The organism is Nonlabens sp. Asnod2-A12, from assembly GCF_045063745.1.
Lineage (GTDB): Bacteria > Bacteroidota > Bacteroidia > Flavobacteriales > Flavobacteriaceae > Nonlabens > Nonlabens xylanidelens.
This window is the reverse complement of the sequence record NZ_JBEFOB010000003.1, coordinates 2,022,163-2,044,357: the sequence shown is the minus strand read 5'-3', so window position 1 is coordinate 2,044,357 and position 22,195 is coordinate 2,022,163. Positions and strand designations below refer to the sequence as shown.

Genomic DNA, 22,195 nt, shown 5'->3' with positions numbered 1-22,195 from the left:
CATGATGAGAAAACTACTTAACGAAGAACTAGATCGCCTTACTACAGAAGGTTTTAAAGAAAGTGATAAAACACCTTTGATAATTGTCTTAGATAACGTGCGTAGTTTAAATAACATCGGTTCCGTTTTCCGTAGTGCAGATGCTTATCGTGTTGAAAAAATTTATTTATGTGGAATCACTGCACAACCACCTCATAAAGACATTAGAAAAACGGCCTTAGGAGCTACTGAAACCATAGAATGGGAATATGTAGAAGATACTGTGGATATAGTAAACAGGCTCAATGAGCAAGGTTACACAACCTGTGCAATAGAACAAGCAGAGCGCTCGCAAAACCTTTATAATTTCTCACCATCAAAAGGTGATAAGGTAGCCATTGTTCTCGGTAACGAGGTAAAAGGTGTACAGCAAGAAGTAGTAGACGCGTGTAAGGAAGTCATAGAGCTAGATCAATATGGTACTAAACACAGTTTAAACATATCAGTTTGTGCCGGTATTGTTATCTACGATGTCTTTAATAAGATTAGTTTGTTAAGAAAGTAATTAGATGGAAGAAGGCTTAAAATCTCAAATTCTGGAAAACATACAGGAAGATGTAAGCATAGGATTTTATAGTCACGAAGATATTTATGAAAGGGTATGGGATCTATTTACATATGATGGTTTTACCATAGAGCCTAGTTGGCTTAGTTCTGTTGTTTCTAATGAAATGAAACTTCATGAAAATAGAAGTTTAGAATGGAGTGAGCCTACAGACTTTCAGAAACTAGTAAAAGCCTTTAATTCTCTTAGAAAATTAGGTGTGGTAAGTTGTTTACATCATGCTGGTTTTACTAAGCAAGACGGAGATTATGATTGTTGCGTGCTATTAGAAGAACTTAGTGATTTAGGCTACTTGCTCAAAGGATATTGTTTCTATAATGAACAAGATATTACTGGTGTGATCGATAACATGGGCACATTACATATAGGTTTTTACAGTAAAGAAAGTAACGAACAAGAAGCTATTATAATTGGACAGTTAATTATTAAAGAGCTTCAAGCTGTTGGTTTTGAAACCAGCTGGAATAACTCTGTTGATCAACGTATAGCAATTAATAATTTTCTCTGGCAGAAGACTTATGATGGAACAGATTATAACCTTGAAGAAGGTAATTCTTATCCGAAACAAGAAGTGGAGTTGAAACCAAAAGACCGTCAAAAACCTTTTTGGAAATTTTGGTAAAAGATATTTTTAATATCTACTCATCCACAATCCCCATTTTCCTCAACAAGAAACTCGCATTCATATTAGTAGCAATACCATCTTTAAATTTGTAGTCAAAGGTGAGCTCGTCATTAGTGATGTCTGCGTCAAAGAAATAGTTGGAAATGGTATCGTATTCATTTGCTACTTCAGTAAGGCTTAAATCGTGTGTAGCGATAATTCCTGTCGCATGTTTTCTAGAGAGTTTTTCAATAAGCTTGCGAGAACCGTTAGCTTTATCCTGACTGTTAGTTCCTTTAAGAATCTCATCAAGAACAATAAAATACCGATCGGTTTCTATTTTATCAACTATATATTTAAGACGTTTTAATTCGCTAAAGAAGTACGATTCATCATCTGTTAAAGAATCGCTGGTTCTCATGCTTGTAATCAGCTTAATCGGGCTATAAGTCGCTTCTTTAGCGCGTACAGGTAAGCCTACGTTAGAGAGTACTATTTTCATAGATACAGTTCGTAAGAAGGTACTTTTTCCAGCCATGTTTGCACCGGTAATGATAAAGAACTCACCAGAGGATATGTCTATGTTGTTACCTATGGACTTATTAGGATCTAACAAAGGGTGATGTGCCTCTGTCGCTTTTAATTGAAAATCACCTGATACGATTTTAGGATAGGTAAAGTCAGGATGGTTGTAAGCAAAGTTACCTAGCGAGCTCATTGCATCTATCTCTGCAGCGGCTTGTAACCAGTTTTCTATATGACTCGCGTTTTCTTGTAGCCAGTTTTCTATGGTATGTACTTGTTTTAAATCCCAAAGTCCCAGACCATTTGCCATAACACCAAAAAGCATGTTGTTTCTTTGGTCCAGTCTTCCTATGGATTTTGCTAGTTCATAAAAACGTTCTGAAGCCGGCGCTCCATCGGTTGTTATTTTTGACTTCAATTCTACTAACAATTCACTTTCAAAATTTTCATTTTCTATCGCGAGAATTAACTGACTGTACTGACTAAAAAATAATTCTAGACTACTTATGTTACCAGAAAAAGCAGTGATTCTTTTAATGTATTTACCTGTAATTCCTAAACCTGCAAAAAACACTACAGATGGCACATAACCAGTAACTAGATCGTAGAAGTATAGAGCAAATGTCGATATACTTAGCGCTAACCATAACCAGCACAACCAGGAGAATATCTTAGGGACAAAAGGTTCATAGCCTTTTACCCATTCTAACATCGATTTGGGATTGCGTTCATTATCAAGCAATGTAGCTGTTGCCCAAAATTCTTGTCTAAAATCTACCTTGTTTGCTAGTTCTTTTACAGCGCCTTGTTTTTTCTCTATTTGAGAGATGTCGTTGCTGTTTAGTTTATGAGCAAGTGATTTAATTCCATCTTTAGTAACACTTCTATTGAGGTATTGAAATATAGACCCTGCACCGAATAAATCAATATCACGACCATATTCATGATCTTCTGTTAGAAATTCTTTACCATCGGGAAAACCATGAAAATCACGATCTAGAATTTGTAATTCCTTACCATTAATATCTCTTAATGCTATTTGAAAATCGCGCTTGCGTTTTAAATTCTCATGTCTAGAAACTAAAAATAGAAAGATACCAAATATTACAAATGCTGCTAATAAGGCATATTGCCAGTAATCAAAAAGTAAATAAACGGCAGCACAACCACCTATAAATACTAGAAACCGTATCGTGCTAGATAAGCGCAATTGATTTTGTAAACGGTTGCTAGAGTCTGTAAATTGAGCAATGCGCTCGTTATAAAAGGTGTGGAGTTTTGAATCCAATTAGCTGTTTTTTAAAAGTTCTTTGTCTTTGCGAGTCAGTTTTGCAACGACTAGATCATAACTGTGATCTATCCATTGTTGCAGTTCTTCTCGCGGCATATCACGGTCTGTGTATATGGTATTCCAGTGTTTTTTATTAGAATGAAAACCACCTATTACAGTGCCATCATATTGCTCTCTTAACTCTATGGCTTTGTCAGGATCGCATTTAAGATTTATAGTTTTTTCTCCACGTTCCCATTTTTCAAGACCAACGAGACAAAACATCTTATTCATTACCTTAAAAACTAAGGTCACCTCGTCAAAGGGGAACTCTTCTGTAGCTCCTTTTTTAGAAAGACAGTAGTCCCTAAGTTGGTCTATTTCCATCTTATGAATCTAGTTTTTTAGTCTCCTCGTGTTTTTCTAAAACTAAGGCATTATAATCTAGAGTCCAGCCTATAGTTGCTGCGAGTCCTTCCATCATTTTAATAGCAAGAATAGCTTCTTTACGAGCTTGTTCCATAAGGCCGCTTTCTGGTACTTTATCGATAATGTGTTGCTTTGCATTGCGTGTTACCTCAGTAAGGTCGTCGCTGGTAAAATAATTTGCCCATCCTTCTGACTTGTCATAGTAACTAAAATCGGTTTCTATACTCAAAATTTGCGGTTGCGGAAAGTTCTTAAGAACAATCGTTTTTCTCTCAGGATCGCTATCCATTTCTATTTTAGTAAGATCAAAACCTATATGTGCCTTTGCATTAATTAAGATAATGGCTTTTTTCTTCCCTAATAGAAAGTTGGCAATTTTGTCTTTTACATTTTGATAGTGGTAGATTTCAGAAAAATCTCCTTCTACGGTTATAAATTTACAAACCGAGCGTATTTTCTCCATAAGAACAACACTCTGCTCGCGTGTGTTTTCTTTTTTGCTATTTTTAAAAAAGAATTTAAAAATAAAAAATGAAGCGACTGCTCCTAATGCCAGTCCGAGAAAAAATAATAATTCCATAAATCAAAGTTACAATATCTCGTAGAGAATAGGACGAGAAGGTGCAGCATCATTTTCTATAGGCGCTACTTGAAGATCTAGCATGTAAAAGCCGTCTTTTATCACATCAGGTACATAAATCAACTCGGTGATAGTAGCGTCTAGTCGTTGCTCACCATTAAAATTCCAAAATTCTTTATGTGCAAGTAACGCACCATTATCTTTTTCTTTGTCCACACTAGGTAAATCTATTAGAATGTGTTGGATTCCGCTTTCGCGAAAGCGTAACATTAATCCAGCATCTACATACGGTGGGTTGCTATTAGAATAATTCTTACTCTTATTACTTTCTGGATTAGGCATGGTACGCAAGATCACAGCCTTTATTCCAGCAGCTAGAGGAGTTGTTACCGATTCATTAATTACTAGATCGCCATCTGTTTCTTGAGGTCTTACACTTATCAATTGCGCTTTAAAAAATGTACCGTCTAGAGCATTATTCACACTATGAAACTCTTCTGTAATGTGCCCAATACATTCCGTATGTGTTCCATGACTATGCGGATTAAAATTAACGTCATTAAAATTAGTCGAGCCACCCAATTTTACATTCCCCACATATCCATCTACCTCAACATGTTTAATGACCGGTTGATCGATGTACCACGCACCTACACCTGCATTATTTTGTACCGCTAGACTAATATCATGTGGTTTTGAAAGATCTATAGATACTTGCTCTTTTTCTAGCTGTATGGTTGTTTTCATAAATGATATTTGTGGTTCAGACTTATTTTGTTCTACGCAACTAGTCAATACAATGGTAAGTAATAGAAAGTAATATTTCATATATAACTTATTAATTTACATTTCGATAACTGAGTGATTCTACATCGTTTTTTTACGAATTAAAAACTCTGATAGTTGATGTTTTAAAATCTTAGACTCTTCGTAACTTATCTTTAATTTAGTTAGAGGAATTGAAAGCTGTTGATTTGCATCAGTTATTTCTAAAACGCTTTTTATCCCATTATAATTTATAGTTTCAAAATCAGATAGAGTGTACTCATTAGAAACTTTATTTCTAATGATTAAAATTATTCTTTTTTCAGTTAAAACGAGATAGTTAAGTTTCTTTTGACTTAAAAAATATAGAACAGAAAGAAAGGAGATCCAATTATTAAGAATTGCCTCAAAAAAGGTTTGCCCTGAATCTTTTACTAGTAAAACAGTACCAGATTCTTTCTTAATAATGTGATCGATCTCTTTTTTTGTCATTTTAGAAAAACAAATACTTTACTCCACTACTAACTCCTGACTAGCGTTTCCACCACTACCACTTAACTTAACAGAATAGACTCCTTTAGGCAAATAATACTTTCCGTTTTGTGCTTTTACTGGTCTGTTTTCTTTGTCAAATCTTTTCACAGCATATTCTCCTATAGTGCCATTATAAGTGTAGAAGTTAAGACCAATAGAACTCATGCTAGCATCTTCATAAATGGTTTTTCCATCTTTATTGAGCACTTCTATTTTTACTTTTCCAGCCATAGGAGTGTAGTAAGAAAGTTTTATAGCAGGTTCTGGTCCTTTGCTCCACATAAATCCTTGTGATCCATATCTAGACGAGGCTCTGGTTTTGTCGATTTTCGCGAAAGCGAAACCATCATTATTCATCAATGCAAGTGCATCTAAATTTGCAGTATAAATAGAACGACCGTGCGTACCGATCAATAGATCATTTGCAACTGGTTGTATTTTCATATCGTGAACGGCAACTGGTGGCATACCGTTATTTAAAATGTCCCAATTTGCTCCACTGTCTGTACTTATGTAACTACCATTATCTGTTCCTACAAAGAGAGTATTCTTACTTTTAGGATGTTCAATAATCACGTTTACAGATGAAGTAGGAATGTTGTTGCCTATGTTTTTCCAAGTAGTTCCATAATCATCACTCATGAAAACGTAGGTAGTGAAATCATCAAATCGATAACCGTTTAAGGTCACATAAACACGTTCTTTTTTATGTTGAGAAGCAACGACACGACTTATCCATAAGTTTGCCGGCCAGTTGCCTTTAACGCTTTTCCAGGTAGCACCGCTATCTTGAGTAAGTTGTACTAAACCGTCATCTGAGCCTGTGTAAATTAATCCGAATTGAAATGGAGATTCACTAATGGTTGTTATGGTTCCATAAGCTACATTTCCTTCTTTACCACCTTGGGTAAGGTCTGGTGAGATAGCGGTCCAGTCTGTACCATTGTTCATAGAACGGTGTAATTTATTGCTACCTAAATAAAGGATATCCTGATTGTGTGAGCTTAATAGAATAGGAGTTTGCCAGTTGAAACGGTATGGAGATTCTCCTAATTCATGTTTGGGTTGTATGTAAGTGCGTTTTCCAGAATCGCGATTTATTCTATAATAGTTACCAAACTGGTATCCGGTATAAACGATGTCGCTATTTCTAGCGTCTATTTGAACCTGCATACCATCGCCACCCATAATGGTTTCCCATGGGTAGTGACCTCTTTGTTGCCATGCTCTGTTTTCTCTTGCGTTGTGCGCGCCTACCCAAACGCCGTTATCTTGTAAACCACCATAAATATTATACGGTTTTTCTGTGTCGTAATTAATAGAGTAGAACTGACCTACACTAGGTGAATTGTTTTTAATCCACGTCTCACCATCATCATAAGAGATGTTAAGTCCACCGTCGTTACCGTTAATAATATGACCACGTTTATTAGGATTTACCCATAAAGCATGATGGTCTGCATGCACGTTTTCTCTTGAAATGTTGATCCAGTTCTTACCGCCATCTACAGATTTAATAATCGGTACGCCCATAACGTAAAGGTGATTTACATCGCTAGGGTCTACACGTACCTGTGCAAAATAGTATCCATAGCTATAAAAAACGCCATCTATCTGTCCTTCATGAGTCTTATTCCATGTCTTACCACCATCATTAGAACGATACAATTCGGCGCCCTTTACAGGTGTGTCAAAAAGCTGTGTGTTTGCCGTTTCAAGATATTTTGCAACATCCATAGGAGTAGCATCTCCTGCACGTACCATGTTTTTTACGTTTTGGGCGCGGTACTTTTCTTGAAAACCGTTTTGTTTTAAAAAGGTGTTTAGTTTTTTATCATCTAGTTGTAAGAAGTCATCTTTGGACATCGATGTAAAATCGTTTTTAGAAAGTTGATTTCTAGTCGATTTTTTAGAATCTGTTTTTTGAGCAGGTCTTCTAAATTGGGAATCATGAATAGCGTATACGGTGTTCTCATCATAGACAGCTAGTCCTATGCGGCCTGTTCCACTTCCTACAGGAAAACCACTTGCCTCTGTAGTGATTTTAATCCAGTTTTTTCCAGCATCGGTACTTTTATAAATGGCACTTGCCGTTCCATTTCCATCAAAATTCCATGCTTTGCGATTTTTCTCCCAGCTGGCAGCATACATAATATTAAAATTATCTGGTGCTGTCGCTAGATCTATAAAACCTGCAGTACTGGTTGCAAAAAGAGTTTTATCCCAAGTTGTACCACCATCTTGAGTAGTGTAAATACCATGATTATCACTTACTGAATATAACGGACCAGTTACGGCAACGACTACATGGTCGGTATTTTTAGGATCTATTAAAATACGCCCTATATGTTGAGAGTCTGTAAGCATGCGCTTGCTCCATGTTTTACCCCAATCGGTAGATTTAAGTAAACCTATACCGGCATAACTACTACGGCTAGAGTTGTTTTCTCCTGTTCCTGCCCATATGGTTTTAGAAGTCCAGTCTGCAGCGATATCACCTAGATTAATTGTGCTAGCATTATCCATAATGGGAGTAAAGCTAGTACCGTTATTATTAGTATACCATAAACCGCCACTGGCATATGCGACTAACATTTCTGTTGGGTCTGCTGGGTTAATGTCTATATCTACTACACGACCAGACATTACTGTAGGTCCTATGTTTTTAAATTCTAGGTTTTTAAAAGGAGAAGATTGCGACAGTTGCTCTTTTTTATCTAGACTACTTTGCACATCTGTACCGCTTGTGGCAACTGGATTTTGTGCAAAAGTGAAGATAGAAGAACTGATAAATAGAAAAGACAAGAGCTTTTTCATGAAGTGTTTTTTAAGTGGCGTTTAAAGATAAGGACTTTGAGTTATAGTTTTAATCCATATAATTCCTTACCACAAGAATATAATAATTTTTTCTAGGGTAGTTTTCTTCTAACTTAATTTTATAATATCCCTAACATAATCGTGATACTCTTTATTTATTTTCCGCAGATGAAAAAAATAATACTAGCTTTATTTGTAGGGACATTGATGGTGTCTTGCAAGACCGAAGAGAAGAAAGAAGTTTCTGTAGAAAAAGAAACCGTTGTAGAAAAAACTATGGTAGACCTATCTAGATATCCTCAGGGATTAAAAGATGTTCTTGCTGCACATGGTGGACTTCAAAAATGGTCTGAAATGAGAAGTCTTACTTACTCTCTAGATGAAACAGAAACTATTGCAGATGTGCAGACTAGAGATATAGTGGTAAAATCACCTACTCATACCATAGGTTCTCTAGACGGTAAAGTGTGGATCGCACAGGATAGTGCTTATTTTCCAGAAGCTAGAGCAAAATTCTATCATAATTTAATGTTCTATTTCTACTCTATGCCTTTCTTACTTGCAGATAGTGGTATTGTGTATGAAGATGTAGAACCACTAGAATTTGATGGAGTTACTTATCCTGGTATTAAGGTTGGATTTGAAGCTGCAGTAGGAGACTCGCCAGATGATAATTACCTAATGTTTTACCACCCAGAAACTAAAAAAATGACATGGCTAGCTTATACAGTTACTGCTGGTAATAGAGGTAAGTCAGATAAATTTAACTTTGTGAACTATAATGAGTGGAATGAGGTAAACGGTTTATTGTTACCTACACAACTTACTTGGTATAAAGTAGAAAACAACAAACCTACGGTGCCTGCTGGTAAAGTAAGAGAATTTAAGAGCATAGATATAGACGGCGGTAATATGGATACAGCAACATATGCAAAACCTGAGAACGGTGTTTATGTAGACTAGATAGAGTTTAAAATATTTTAAAGCCCTGTTTCTTAAGCTAAGGAACAGGGCTTTTTTTATCGCTAGTTTTTCTATAAATTTAGAAGACTAATCAAAATTACTTATATCATGGAAGTTGCAAGATATTTTATCATCGGTGTTACCATTGTTATTGTACTACTTTTAGTAGTTACTTTTATTAAAAATCGTAAAAAGAAACGTTCTTAATCTTTCTTGTAATTCTTAAAAAGAAAGGGAGATTGTGTTGTTAATGAATTCTAGTTTTCTTTGCCGTCTATAGAGCTATTCTTACCTTGCGGTAGGTTGTAGTTCCGCTTTCGCGAAAGCGGTATAAGAACCATTATCCTAACTCAATTATAGATTTTACATATGAAATATCATCCTATAAATCCGGCTCTTTTTATTAAAAACCGTAAGAACTTCATGGCCAAAATGAAGCCGTCTAGTCTAGCTGTTTTTAATTCTAACGATGTTTTTACAACAGGAGCTGATAGTACGCTGCCGTTTAAACAACACCGCGATATATTCTATCTAAGTGGTGCAGATCAAGAGAATACTATTTTAGTTCTTTTTCCAGATAGTCCAGATCCAGCGCATAAAGAAGTGCTTTTTGTTACGGAAACTAACGCGCACATTGCTGTATGGGAAGGTGAAAAACTGACTAAAGAAAAAGCGACTGAAGTAACAGGTATAAAAACTGTATACTGGTTAAGTGATTTTGATAAGAAGTTTTTTGAAATGATGACGCAATGCGATACCATCTATTTTAATACTAATGAGCATTACCGCCAGTCTGTAGAATTAGAAAGTCGTGAAGATCGATTTATTAAAAAAACCAAAGCGCAATACCCAGCGCACAATTATGCAAAGTCTGCACCGATTATGCAACGTTTAAGAGCGGTTAAAGATCAAATCGAGATAGATTTAATCCAGAAGGCTTGTGATATTACTAATGCAGGTTTCCGTCGTGTATTAGATTTTGTGAAGCCTGGTGTCATGGAGTATGAGGTAGAGGCAGAGTTTTTACATGAATTTATAAGAAGCCGTAGTGATGGTTTTGCCTACACGCCTATCATTGCGAGTGGTAATAATGCAAACGTACTGCACTATATAGAAAACAATCAAGAATGCAAGAATGGCGATTTAATTCTTATCGATGCTGGTGCACAGTATGCTAATTATGCAAGTGATATGTCTAGAACTATACCAGTAAATGGTCGTTTTACAGATAGACAGAAACAGGTGTACAACGCGGTATTAAGAGTAAAGAATGACGCGACTAAAATGCTTGTGCCAGGTACTTTGTGGAAAGAATATCATGTAGAGGTAGGTAAGATAATGACCAAAGAACTTCTAGAACTAGGTCTTATCGATAAGGCAGATGTTGCAAACGAAGACCCTAACTGGCCAGCATATAAGAAATACTTTATGCACGGTACGTCTCACCACATGGGTCTAGATACTCATGATTATGGTATTTTATGGGAGCCTATGCAAGCAGGAAATGTATTTACGGTAGAACCTGGTATTTATATTCCAGAAGAAGGATTTGGTATACGACTAGAAGATGACGTGGTTATCAATAATAGTGGTGCACCATTTAATCTTATGAGAGATATTCCTATAGAAGCAGAAGAAATAGAAGATATAATGAACGCTTAATTTTATAGTATTTACATTCATTATCTAACACAATATTATAGGCAGTTCTTTAAATAGTGCTGCCTATTTTTTTTAATTTAAAACAGACTCATGAAAAAGGATATTTTAAAAACATCGATTATTCAGACTTCTCTGGTTTGGGAAAATCCAAAACAAAATTTGAAGAATTTTTCTAAGAAGATGGAGTCACTCAATGGAAAAACAGATTTAGTAGTGCTTCCTGAGATGTTTACTACAGGTTTTTCTATGAAGCCTGATGGTCTTGCTTGTGACTCTGGTGTTATCGATTATTTAAAAGACCATGCAATAAGAGGTGGTTTTGCTATTTATGGAAGTGTCATGTTTCAATTAGGAGATAAATTTGTAAACCGCGGTATTTTCATGCGTCCTGATGGATCTTCTACCATTTATGATAAAAGACACACGTTTACACTTGCTGGTGAGCATGAGGTGTACGAGAAAGGTGGAAAAACCGTAGTAGCCGAATATCTAGGTTGGAAATTTAATCTGCAAATCTGTTACGACTTGCGTTTTCCTGTTTTTGCAAGAAATACTAGTAATTACGACGTGTTGTTATATGTTGCTAACTGGCCTGTACCTAGAATAAACGCTTGGGATGCTTTATTAAAAGCTCGTGCCATTGAAAATATGAGTTATTGCATAGGTGTGAACCGAGTAGGAAAAGATGGTACAGGAATGGATTATAACGGACACTCTCAAGTTTATGATGTTTTAGGTAATGAATTACTTAATCAACCTTGGGAAGAAGAAGGAATACAAACTATGGAGATTCATAAATCTCAAATTGAGAAATACCGTTCTAAGTTGCGCTTTTTAGAAGATAGAGATCAATTTACTTTAAATTGAGGTTGTAAACCCTGTCCCAATTAGGTTTTAATTCTACTACTTCAGGATGGTAAACTACCTTTTCTGGTTGTATGCCTTTTAAGAAATTACCTGCATCATATTTGCCATTTCGGTTAGTGTCATAAACGACTCTTATATAATAATTTCCAGGGTTAAGATAGAAGAAGTTATAAGTTCCATTCTTATCAACTGACTGTTGTAATTCTATACTCAAATCTTTTTTTGTAATTTGAATAAGAATAGGGAATTCTCCTGTATTATTTATAGTAACACTTATATTACCTAAAGATGTTGATTTTACTGTGTTAAAATTATAGCTTAAAGTATCTGTGTTTTTCTCACCATAAAAATCTGTTACAGCACCTGGTAATAGGGTTAGATTATATTTTTGAGACTCTTTTCTTTCAAAGTCTACAATGGCATTGTTTTTAAGACTGTCTAATCTTGTAGTAAAAGATACTTGAAGGCTATCTTTATCAATAAGTTTCATAAAACTGGTGTCTACCTTCTCTATAGGAGTAGATGCTGAAAAGGTAAATGGTTTATTTAGTGAGAAATCATTTCCTTTCTTAATGCTCAAAGTATCTTTTGAAAGTTCTTTTAAACGTACTTTAAATTCTTCTTCTTGATTTGAAACTGTTGTACTTATCATAACAGAATCTTGCTTAATTACTGGCTGATACCAGTATTGTAAAGTATCTTTCTTTTCTAATTGTGTTAAGCGACTTTTGGAAATTAGTAATTTGTTAGTAGGTTCTATTTTTAAATCGTCTACGTTACCTGTATAACCTACATATAGTCTAGATGGAGCTTGCTGTGTGATTTTTTTAATGCTAGGATCTAGTTCTTGCTGGTACATGTTAAGTTCATAAACTTTATCACTAGGAATAGTTATATGTTCTGTTATAAAGCCTATTTTATCTCTTGTTACATCAAAACGTAAATCGTAATTCTCTTCTTTGAGAGCTACCATTTTGTAAGTACCTTCTTTAAGGTTTTCCATAGTAAAGGTAGTCAGACTGTCTAGGGTGTTTAGAACATATCGCGGTTGTTCTTTATATATGATACTATCTGTATATTCTTCATTTACTTCATATAGCAAAACGTTTACAAACTCTTCTGCCTCATAATTTAAGGCATCAGTTATTTTACCTTTTAAGGTTAAGGAGTCTATCACGGTCCCAGTACTGAAAACGTATTTAAAAAATGGATATGGATTCCCTTCATTGTTGTCTACTATACTTTGTCCAAAATTGAAAACATAAGTAGTATTATCTTTTAATGTGTCGGTAATCTCTATAGTTATTTTTCTCGATGGAGTTCCCTGTGGTGTAATAGTAGGACGCGTTTTTAAAGGTGGTGATATAACCAGTTGTTTTTGTAAATCATTAAGTTTTACAAATTCGTCAAATTCTATCTCGATAATGCGATTCTTGAAATTACGAGTATAATTATCTGGATACATACGTAATATTACTGGTGGCTTTTCATCCACTGGACCACCTGTAGGTGAGCCTTTTTTTGCACATTGAACTAGTGTGATGGCTATTAATAGAACTGCGAGTATATTTAAGAGATGTTTTTTCACTGGTATATTTAACGTGTGCAATTTAAGATGATTGTTTTAAATTAGGTCTATTAAGTTTTAATTTTGCTATTTATGAAATTTTCTACTCTTTTTGTTCTCGCTTTTACCTTCTTAAATTTATGGAGGTGCGCTAGTGATGTGGATGATGTTGAGGTGAATGGAGTAGTGCTCGATGGTAAAACAAATTTACCGGTGCACAATGCTACTATTAATATGGAATGCTGGTATTATGGTAATAGTCCAGATGAAAGTTATGAAGGCAGTGTGATTAAATCTGTTAAAACAAATAGGGATGGAACCTATCAATTAACTTTTCCCAAAGGTGCATTTCTTAGTTTTACTATTAATGCATATACATATAAAGATCAAGATTTTCGTGAATACATAAGTAATGGAGAAGTTGATTTAACTACCAGCTTAAAATAAAAAATCCCTTTGCATTAAATAACAAAGGGATTTTATATGATAAATTAATGAAGTGGTTTAACTCACTGCTTTTAATTTTTGAATAGCGCTTTTGTCTAATTTAGACGCAGCATACTCTTTCGTAACAACTAATTCTTTAGTATCTCCACCTGGCATGTCGAACATGGCATCTGTTAGTATAGCTTCACATAAAGAACGTAGTCCACGAGCTCCTAGCTTATACTCAATAGCCTTTTCTACTATATAGGTAAGCGCATCGTCGGTGATGGTAAAATCAATATCATCCATGTCAAACAATTTTTTGTATTGTTTTACTATGGCATTTTTAGGCTCTGTAAGTATAGCTCTTAACGTATTTGCGTCTAGCGGATTCATGTACGTTAATACAGGTAAACGACCTATGATTTCTGGAATCATCCCAAAATCTTTAATGTCTTTAGGTATAATATATTGTAAAAGATTATCTTTTTCTACAACCCCATCGTTAGACATACTCGCGCTGAAACCTACTGCCTGCATGTTTAATCGCTTACGTATTACTTTTTCAATACCGTCAAAGGCACCACCTGCGATAAACAAGATGTTCTCTGTATTTACCTCGATAAATTTCTGATCGGGATGTTTACGTCCACCTTTAGGCGGTACGTTTACCACAGTTCCTTCTAGTAATTTAAGAAGTCCTTGTTGTACACCTTCTCCAGACACATCTCTTGTAATAGATGGGTTATCACTCTTGCGAGCAATTTTATCTACCTCGTCTATAAAAACGATTCCTGTTTGTGCTTTTTCAAGATTATAGTCTGCTGCCTGTAATAATCGAGTTAAGATACTTTCTACATCTTCTCCTACATATCCAGCCTCAGTAAGTACCGTTGCATCTACTATGGCAAGAGGCACGTTCAACATTTTTGCAATTGTTTTTGCAATAAGTGTTTTACCGGTTCCTGTTTGCCCTACCATCATGATGTTAGATTTTTGTATCTCTACATCGTCATCGGTATTTTTTTGTAATAATCTTTTATAATGGTTATAAACCGCTACAGACATTACTTTTTTAGTGAACTCTTGCCCTATGATGTATTCATCAAGAAAAGCTTTTATAGCTTTAGGTTTTTTAAGTTCTAATTCTGCACTAGAAACTCCAGGTTTATCGACTGTAGTATCTTCGAGAACTATTCCATGAGCCTGCTCTATACAGCGGTCACAAATATGTGCGTCCAGTCCTGCAATAAGCAAATTAGTTTCTGCTTTATTGCGTCCACAAAAGCTACATTCTAGTTGTTCTTTACTCATATTTCTGTTTTTGACACGATAGTTTGTGTCCTTTTAGATAGGAGTCGTTTTTCTATAAAGTTAGAAATGCGATTCTTAATTTTAATATAGGCAGTTTAAGTGTTGTGGTTTCCGCTTTCGCGAAAGCGGAATAACCACAATTTTATTGCAAGAAACGTTCTTAGTCTCTTCTTAATACTTCATCGATCATACCGTATGCCTTAGCCTCATCAGCTTTCATCCAGTAATCACGGTCAGAGTCTGCATAGACTTTATCATAAGTCTGTCCAGAATGCTTTGCTATGATGGTGTATAGTTCTTCTCTAAGTTTTACAACCTCACGTGCTGTTATCTCTATGTCACTAGCCTGACCTTGCGCCCCACTAGAAACCTGGTGTATCATTACACGACTGTGTGGTAGAGCACTACGTTTACCTTCGGCTCCTGCACATAATAAAACAGCTCCCATACTTGCAGCCATACCGGTACAGATAGTGGCTACATCTGGCTTTATAAACTGCATCGTGTCATATATACCTAGTCCTGCATAAACACTACCACCTGGTGAGTTAATGTAGATCTGTATGTCTTTCTTTGCGTCTGCACTTTCTAAGAAAAGCAGTTGCGCCTGTATAATGTTTGCTACTTGATCGTTTACTCCAGTTCCCATGAAAATGATGCGGTCCATCATTAAACGTGAGAATACGTCAAAGATCGCGATATTCATCTGGCGCTCTTCTATAATGTTAGGAGTAAGATTAGTTGGGTACATGCTACCCATAATTTTATCGTAATACATAGGATTTACTCCTTGATCTTTTACGGCAAATTTTTCAAATTCTTTAGATATATCCATGTTGTAATGATACTATATGAGTGATAAAAAAGGCGTTAACTAATTGATAAAATAGTCAACGCCTAAAGATATGAATTATTGACAGGAATAAATTATGCTTCGTAAGCTTCTTTAATGAAGTCTTCGTAAGTCAATTCTTTCTTTTTCAATTTTGCGTTTGCTTTGAAGAAATCTAGCATTTTCTCATTTTGAAGTTGCTCGCTCATGCGTTTTACTTCTTCTTGATTGCTCATGATACGTGCTACTACACCGTCTACCTCTTCGTCAGTTGCACCGGTATGACCATATTGAGCCATTTGTAAGCGTATCATCTTACGAGAATATTCTTGTAGGTCTTCAAACTTTAATTGTAATTCTTCATTGTTTTTTACAATGTTAGATTCAATAAGTTGGTATCTCAATCCTTTTTCAGAACGCTCGTACTCTGCTGCAGCTTCTTCTTCTGTTAATTGATTCTCGCCATTACTTGCGATCCATCTTTTAAGAAAGTCTGCTGGTAAATCAAATTTTGTGTTCTCAATAAGTGATTCTGTAACGTCTGTTAATAATTTCTGATCAGTTTGTTGAGCAAATTGTTTCCCTGCGTCTTCACGTAGTTTTTCAACTAGTTCTTCTTCACTCTTGATAACATCTTTTCCAAAAAGCTTATCAAAGAATTCTTGATTTAGCTCTGCTTTTTCACGCTCGTTAACTTCAGTGATTTCAAAAGTTACAGGTATTTCAAGACCGTGTGCTTTATCATGTTCTACTTTAAGAAAATTCATTAGATCGTGATCATCATTAAAAAGACCTTTAGTTTTAAGTTCTAAAGAGTCGCCTACTTTAGCACCAACAAATTTCTTAAGATTGGTCTTTCCTTTGATTTTTGATGTAGAGAATGTAGCGTCAGAATTGATTTCTTCTTCGTCATTTCTAAAAACTCCAGTAACTTCATTTCCTTCTTCAACTTCTTTCTTTGCGATTAACTTACCATATTGCTCACGTATGCGATCGATTTGGTCGTTAATAGTTTTGTCATCAGTTTTGATTTCGTACTGTGTAATGGCTTTTTTACCTTTTACATCTACATCAAATTCTGGAGCTAGACCTACTTCAAATTCAAAAGTAAAATTGTCTTGATCCCAGTCAATGTCTTCTTGAGCCTTAGGAAGTGGGTTTCCTAAAAGGTTCATTTTTTCACTGGTGATGAATTTATTAAGTTGAGATTGAGTCAGTTTATTGATCTCTTCTACTAATACGGGAATGCGGTACTTTTTATTGATAAGGCTAGCAGGTACATGGCCCTTTCTAAAACCAGGTATGTTTGCTGTCTTGCGGTGAGTTGCAAGTACGTTATCTACTTGGTGGTGATAATCTGCCTTTTCAATTTCTATGGTAATTGTCGCATTTAATGCGTCTGTGTCCGTACGTTTTATATTCATTTAAAGACTTTTTTATGCTGTTAAAATTGGGCTGCAAAATTAAGCTTTATTTACTAGTTATCAAAGTGTTTGTCTTATTGCTATTGACCTACGTGGTGGTTAGATATTCTTAGTTATCTTCTTTGTCTAATAATTTAAAGAGAAAAGATCGTGCCGCTGCGAGTAATAGTGAAAATATAAATGCCCAAAATACACTTGTTACCGTAAAACCGCCTACAAACCAGTCTGCTAGGTAGATAATGATAACGTTTATAAATAATAGAAATATACCTAATGTGACTATAGTTATAGGTAAGGTTAGTATAACAAGTATGGGTTTTACTATAAAATTTAATATAGATAAGGTAAGGGCAACTAGTATGGCGCTTACATAATTAGTGATACCTATACCTGGTAATATTTCTGCCAGTCCCATAACTAGAGCAGCTGTAATAAGTAATTTTATAATGAATCTCATAATATAGAATTTGTGTAAAAATAAAAAATCTGCTGAAGAACGAGCCTTCAGCAGATTTATATAGAAATTATATGCTCTGTTTATTGAGCAGAATCACTTAGTTGAATAGAATCATAAGCACCTATGTCTACTTTAGGTAAAGTAGAGCTGTATTGTGCGTTGATAGCATCTATTATAGTGTTTGCGGTTAATGCATAACCTCTAGCTGTAGGGTGAACACCATCTAGTGAAAAAGCACCACCTGAAGCATATGTAGAAGTTAAAACGCCACCGTTATAAGAAATCCCTGTAGTAGCTACTGTAGAAAGTTCTGTACGAACGTCAACATAAGCAAGACCATTTGCAGCAGCAAGTGCTTCTATAGTTGCGTTATATGCAGTTTGTGCAGTTGTTATTCTATCTTGCTCATCTTGGGTAAGTACCCACTGGTCTTCAAGAGGGAAAGTAACACCGTTAATGGAAAGTTGTCCAGCAGTAGCAGCGTCTAAACCAGCTCCTGTAAGTTGTGCAAAACGAGCTGCGTTTAACTCACCGATAACTGTCTGACTTGTAAAAGTTAATAAATCTGTAGCGTTAGCTTGTCTTGCCTGACCAAATTGTTGTCCGAATAGAGTAGCTGTAGCAGCGTCTAATCCGCCACCTATTAAAACTTGCGTTAATTGTGCAGATAAGTCTGTTAATGACTCATCGTTAATTACTACAGCACTTGCAGCAGTTTGAGAAAAAGTAATTGATCTTTCTGGAACACCTAAAAATGCAAACGCTTGATTTAGACCAGCAAATGTTGCGTTTAAAGTAGGTATCTGAGGACCGAATGTAGGGCTTGCAGGGCTTAATGGAGCAAATGGTACCGTTGTAAAGAAAGGAATAGAAGTAACATCTGGGATGTTAACTAGAGCTCCTTTTGCACCGTTTGCAGTAAGTCCAGCAACTAATTGTTGGTACACGGCAGCAAATACATTATTGTTAGTTATACTGTTGTCTCCTTGTGCAGCTGGGTCTATGTTGTTTAATTCGTTGTTATCAACACCTAACCCACCGCTAGTAGCATATCCTAATATATCATTATTACCTATCCATAGAGTAAAGAACGTTCCGTTTGCAGCAATCGCATCATCTATTACTGTAGAAGATTCTGAGCTAGAAAAACGAGCATAGTATGGGTTTGCAGTACCTGTAGCAACACCAGCTAAAGCACCGTAACCTGGAGCTGCTAGGTGAAATACTCTTGCGCCTGGAACACCAAAGTTGTTTAATGGTCCGGTTACTTTGTTAGTAATATCTGTTGTAGGAGTTGCGTCTAGAACAACTGGTCCAGCAGGAGTTCCATTACCGTCAGACGCTAGTACAAAACGATTAGGTAGTATTTGTACCCCAGCGGCAAGTAGGCCACCAGCATTATCATTAACGAGTGGTTGATTAAATTCACCACCACCAGCAAACTGCATTTGACCTGCAATAATGTTAGGGTAAGAATTTAATTGTCCATTTAGGTACAATGCGTTATCTGCAAATCCTGCGGTTAAAGAGTTTCCTACAGTTACAAATTTAGAGAAGTCTGCTTCTCCAGATGTGTATACTCCGCCATCTTCGATAGCGTTGTCAAATTCGTCATCACAGCCTATTACTGCAGCACCTGCAAGAAAAAGAGCAATGAATTTTATATTTAAGTTTTTCATTATTTTATTTTTTTTACATGCTATAAGTTATACCTAGACCACCGATAAATGCTGATGATTTGTAGGTTCCTGCAAATGGTGCAGTAGTAGTTGCGCCAGTGTCAGAAAAGAAATCATAAGATTCATTAATTTCTTTAAATTGTACAAATAGGAATGATGTGTCAATAGATAACTTCGAATTTACTTTGTAAGAAAGACCAAAAGTATAGTTGTTAGAATCATTACGTGGTGTTTCTGGAGCAAAGAATCCAGATTGTACAGGAGATTCGTCAAAGTAATAACCACCTCTTACGGTTAATTTTTTAGTAAACTCATATTGAGCACCTAATCTCCATGTAGAAGCATCTTTATAGTTTCTTGGGTTAATAGAGGCAACACCATTACTAAATTCTAGATCTAGACTGTTGTATTCACTCCATAGAGTTCTATTGTAATCAAAAGCTAGAAGTAATTTGTCCCATTTATAAGACATTCCTATAGTAAGTTCTGCAGGTAAAGGAAGTGTTGCAGTAAATCCAGTCTCACCATTACTAGGAGTTAATGAACTGTTAGGGAAGTTTGAGAAAGTAGCAGTACCTTCTGTACTATTAATGTCTATTAAAGAACGGTAGTTGAAACCTAGAGTAAATCTATCGTCTGGAGTAAACATAAGTCCAGCAGACCAACCCCAAGCTGTAATACCAGAATCTTCTATTTCAATGTTAGAACGAACACCTTCTTCATCGGTAAGTGTTCTACTTGCGTTTCTATTAAATGTAACCGCTCCTATAGCTAGGATAGGTCCACCACCTATACTTACACTATCAAATAATTGATAAGATAAAGTAGGCTGAATAAAAATTGCACTTAAGTCTATTTCATTAACTAGGTGAGATCCTGCCCAATCAGTAGGCCATGTTACATTACTACCATAAGGTGTGTAGACACCTAAACCTACAGCAAAATCTTCAGATACTTTGTAAGTAGCATAAAGATAAATAGGAGTACTAGTTTCACTTTCTGTTTCAAATGTGGTCCCAAATTCTTGATTTTGGTACTTTACATCAGAAAATACACCGAAACCACCGGCGCTTATATTTAATTTGTTTTCCAGGTGTACTATTCCAGCTGGATTAAAGAATAAGATGTCTGCATTATTAACGACAGCGACACCAGTATGTCCCATTGCTAATTGCGTGTTACTTTGTGTGCTAACACGATATCCACCTGCATAAGCAAACGTAGAGATCAAACAAAGTACAACAAAAACTTTCAGTTTGTTCATAATCAAGGGTTTGAGGTATAAGTTAAATTTGTATGTGTCAAATTTAATATTAAATTAATATTACGCAAGCGTTTTCGTTATTATTATGCAAGCATAACAACTGTTATTTTACGAATTTCGTAACATATGTTAAGAATTTTTGCGGTTTCTCTGCATGAAGCCAGTGTCCTGCATTTTCTATTGTTTTTAGTTCCGCTTTCGCGAAAGCGTGCTCTATAATCATCACGTCACTGTCTAATATGTATCCAGACTTACCACCTCTTATAAAAAGGGTAGGTGTTTTTATAGGTGTAGTAATAGGGTCGTGAATACCTACTTTTTCTTGAGACTCACCTAAGACATCTAGATTAAATCGCCATCCATAACGACCTTTCTCAACGCGATAAAGACTTTTTAACAAGAACTGACGTGTGCCGAATTCGGAAATTACTTTTTCTAACATCTCGTCTGCATCATTGCGAGAGCTTACCTTATCAAAGTCAATGCTTTTTAGTCCATTTATGATATCGCTATGGTGTGGTGGGTATACTTTAGGGGCGATATCTGCTATTATCAATTTGTCTAAATAGCTTTCATTTTCTGCAGCAAATCGCATGGCTACTTTACCGCCCATGCTGTGTCCCAAAAGAATAATGTTTTTAAGCTTATGCTCATCACAATATTCTTTTATGTCTTGTGCCATTAATGAGTAGTTGAACTCGTCGCTATGTAAACTGCGTCCATGATTGCGCTGGTCGATTAGATGTACTTGAAAACCGTCTTCACTCCATTTGCGACCTAGAGTTTTCCAGTTATCTGCCATGCCTAAAAAGCCATGTAGGATTAAAAATGGCTGTCCTTCACCTAAAATTATAGAATGTAACATTATGCTAGTCTTGATTTATACATGTTAACTACATTTTCTAGTCCTAGATATAAACTTTCAGAAATTAAAGCATGACCTATGGATACTTCTAATAAGCCTGGTATTTGCTCGCTGAAAAACTTTATGTTTTCTAGAGATAAATCATGACCAGCATTAATTCCTATTCCTAGTTCTGTTGCTTTTTTTGCTGCTGTTATATAAGGAGCGATTGCTTTATCTCTGTCGTTATCATAAAGACTAGCAAAATCTTCTGTGTATAACTCAATGCGGTCTACACCGGTTTTTGCAGCGCCTTCTATCATTTCTATGCTAGGGTCTACAAATATGCTAGTACGTATTCCTTGATCTTTAAAATGTTTCACGATTTTAGTCAAGAAATCTTTATGTTTAATAGTATCCCATCCAGCATTAGATGTCAAGGCATCTGGTCCGTCTGGTACTAGGGTTACTTGAGCAGGTTGTACCTCGTCCACTAGTTTTATAAAACTTTCTATAGGGTTTCCTTCTATGTTAAGTTCTGTTTGCACTACTTTTTTAAGATCTCTAGCATCTTGATATCTTATGTGTCTCTCGTCAGGTCTAGGATGAATTGTTATTCCTTGTGCGCCGAATGCTTCTAGATCGATCGCTACTTTTAGTAAATTAGGTACGTCACCGCCTCTAGAATTACGCAAAGTTGCTATCTTGTTGACATTTACACTTAAAATTGCCATGTTGTATTTTTATTTCAAAAATACAAAGGATTGC

The 22,195-nt window shown here is 35.7% G+C and carries 21 protein-coding genes; 6 read left to right on the top strand and 15 right to left on the bottom strand.

Features of this window, described 5'->3' with window-relative positions:
- Positions 1–4 precede the first annotated feature (4 nt).
- Positions 5–544: an RNA methyltransferase gene (locus ACJJVJ_RS09365; RefSeq protein ID WP_405371245.1), complete on the top strand. Its 540-nt coding sequence runs from the start codon at positions 5–7 to the stop codon at positions 542–544.
- 4 nt (positions 545–548) lie between these two features.
- Complete coding sequence (locus ACJJVJ_RS09360) at positions 549–1,226, top strand: DUF6891 domain-containing protein (protein WP_405370001.1); 678 nt, start codon at positions 549–551, stop codon at positions 1,224–1,226.
- A gap of 16 nt (positions 1,227–1,242) precedes the next feature.
- Here the strand turns inward: ACJJVJ_RS09360 and ACJJVJ_RS09355 are convergent, their stop codons facing one another.
- The 6 genes from ACJJVJ_RS09355 to ACJJVJ_RS09330 all read right to left on the bottom strand — a co-directional run bounded on the left by ACJJVJ_RS09355 (position 1,243) and on the right by ACJJVJ_RS09330 (position 8,128).
- Positions 1,243–3,021: a MutS-related protein gene (locus ACJJVJ_RS09355; RefSeq protein ID WP_405370000.1), complete on the bottom strand. Its 1,779-nt coding sequence runs from the start codon at positions 3,019–3,021 to the stop codon at positions 1,243–1,245.
- Positions 3,022–3,390 carry an MmcQ/YjbR family DNA-binding protein gene (locus ACJJVJ_RS09350; protein ID WP_405369999.1) on the bottom strand — a complete coding sequence of 123 codons (369 nt, stop codon included), beginning with the start codon at positions 3,388–3,390 and terminating at the stop codon, positions 3,022–3,024.
- A 1-nt stretch (position 3,391) separates the two neighbouring features.
- Positions 3,392–4,012: a DUF4230 domain-containing protein gene (locus tag ACJJVJ_RS09345; protein ID WP_104514362.1), complete on the bottom strand. Its 621-nt coding sequence runs from the start codon at positions 4,010–4,012 to the stop codon at positions 3,392–3,394.
- Positions 4,013–4,021: 9 nt separating this feature from the next.
- On the bottom strand, positions 4,022–4,759 hold the full coding sequence (locus tag ACJJVJ_RS09340) for a cyclase family protein (RefSeq protein ID WP_405369998.1): 738 nt from the start codon (positions 4,757–4,759) through the stop codon (positions 4,022–4,024).
- A 120-nt stretch (positions 4,760–4,879) separates the two neighbouring features.
- Entirely contained in the window at positions 4,880–5,269 is a 390-nt protein-coding gene (locus tag ACJJVJ_RS09335) for a hypothetical protein (RefSeq protein WP_405369997.1), read from the bottom strand.
- 18 nt (positions 5,270–5,287) lie between these two features.
- Positions 5,288–8,128: a WD40/YVTN/BNR-like repeat-containing protein gene (locus ACJJVJ_RS09330; protein WP_405369996.1), complete on the bottom strand. Its 2,841-nt coding sequence runs from the start codon at positions 8,126–8,128 to the stop codon at positions 5,288–5,290.
- 168 nt (positions 8,129–8,296) lie between these two features.
- On the opposite strand from ACJJVJ_RS09330, the gene ACJJVJ_RS09325 reads away from it, so the two are divergent.
- The 3 genes from ACJJVJ_RS09325 (at position 8,297) to ACJJVJ_RS09315 (ending at position 11,620) form a co-directional block, all read left to right on the top strand.
- Complete coding sequence (locus ACJJVJ_RS09325) at positions 8,297–9,091, top strand: DUF6503 family protein (protein ID WP_405369995.1); 795 nt, start codon at positions 8,297–8,299, stop codon at positions 9,089–9,091.
- 369 nt (positions 9,092–9,460) lie between these two features.
- Positions 9,461–10,753 carry an aminopeptidase P family protein gene (locus ACJJVJ_RS09320; protein ID WP_405369994.1) on the top strand — a complete coding sequence of 431 codons (1,293 nt, stop codon included), beginning with the start codon at positions 9,461–9,463 and terminating at the stop codon, positions 10,751–10,753.
- Positions 10,754–10,843: 90 nt separating this feature from the next.
- Positions 10,844–11,620 (top strand): nitrilase family protein, encoded by a 777-nt coding sequence (locus tag ACJJVJ_RS09315; RefSeq protein WP_405369993.1) that lies wholly within the window; start codon positions 10,844–10,846, stop codon positions 11,618–11,620.
- On the opposite strand, the gene ACJJVJ_RS09310 is transcribed toward ACJJVJ_RS09315, so the two are convergent.
- On the bottom strand, positions 11,607–13,208 hold the full coding sequence (locus tag ACJJVJ_RS09310) for an Ig-like domain-containing protein (RefSeq protein ID WP_405369992.1): 1,602 nt from the start codon (positions 13,206–13,208) through the stop codon (positions 11,607–11,609). The two genes, ACJJVJ_RS09315 and ACJJVJ_RS09310, sit on opposite strands and share 14 nt — an antisense overlap.
- A gap of 72 nt (positions 13,209–13,280) precedes the next feature.
- Between ACJJVJ_RS09310 and ACJJVJ_RS09305 the strand changes: the two genes are divergently transcribed.
- Positions 13,281–13,634, top strand: a complete 354-nt coding sequence (locus ACJJVJ_RS09305; protein WP_405369991.1) for a hypothetical protein — start codon at positions 13,281–13,283, stop codon at positions 13,632–13,634.
- A gap of 57 nt (positions 13,635–13,691) precedes the next feature.
- On the opposite strand, the gene clpX is transcribed toward ACJJVJ_RS09305, so the two are convergent.
- The 8 genes from clpX to ACJJVJ_RS09265 form a co-directional block, all read right to left on the bottom strand.
- The gene (gene clpX / locus ACJJVJ_RS09300) at positions 13,692–14,927 is read right to left on the bottom strand and encodes an ATP-dependent Clp protease ATP-binding subunit ClpX (protein ID WP_405369990.1); all 1,236 of its coding nucleotides are present in this window, start codon (positions 14,925–14,927) and stop codon (positions 13,692–13,694) included.
- A gap of 160 nt (positions 14,928–15,087) precedes the next feature.
- Complete coding sequence (clpP, locus tag ACJJVJ_RS09295) at positions 15,088–15,762, bottom strand: ATP-dependent Clp endopeptidase proteolytic subunit ClpP (protein ID WP_104514372.1); 675 nt, start codon at positions 15,760–15,762, stop codon at positions 15,088–15,090.
- Positions 15,763–15,854: 92 nt separating this feature from the next.
- Positions 15,855–17,183 (bottom strand): trigger factor, encoded by a 1,329-nt coding sequence (gene tig / locus ACJJVJ_RS09290; protein WP_405369989.1) that lies wholly within the window; start codon positions 17,181–17,183, stop codon positions 15,855–15,857.
- Positions 17,184–17,292: 109 nt separating this feature from the next.
- On the bottom strand, positions 17,293–17,640 hold the full coding sequence (locus tag ACJJVJ_RS09285; protein ID WP_405369988.1) for a phage holin family protein: 348 nt from the start codon (positions 17,638–17,640) through the stop codon (positions 17,293–17,295).
- Between the two features lie 80 nt (positions 17,641–17,720).
- Positions 17,721–19,319, bottom strand: a complete 1,599-nt coding sequence (locus ACJJVJ_RS09280; protein ID WP_104514375.1) for a G-D-S-L family lipolytic protein — start codon at positions 19,317–19,319, stop codon at positions 17,721–17,723.
- A gap of 13 nt (positions 19,320–19,332) precedes the next feature.
- Positions 19,333–20,583 carry an OmpP1/FadL family transporter gene (locus ACJJVJ_RS09275; protein ID WP_405369987.1) on the bottom strand — a complete coding sequence of 417 codons (1,251 nt, stop codon included), beginning with the start codon at positions 20,581–20,583 and terminating at the stop codon, positions 19,333–19,335.
- Between the two features lie 103 nt (positions 20,584–20,686).
- Positions 20,687–21,448 carry an alpha/beta fold hydrolase gene (locus ACJJVJ_RS09270; RefSeq protein ID WP_405369986.1) on the bottom strand — a complete coding sequence of 254 codons (762 nt, stop codon included), beginning with the start codon at positions 21,446–21,448 and terminating at the stop codon, positions 20,687–20,689.
- Positions 21,448–22,161, bottom strand: a complete 714-nt coding sequence (locus ACJJVJ_RS09265; RefSeq protein WP_405369985.1) for a pyridoxine 5'-phosphate synthase — start codon at positions 22,159–22,161, stop codon at positions 21,448–21,450. The genes ACJJVJ_RS09270 and ACJJVJ_RS09265 overlap by 1 nt, the downstream gene beginning before the upstream one ends.
- Between the last annotated feature and the right edge of the window lie 34 nt (positions 22,162–22,195).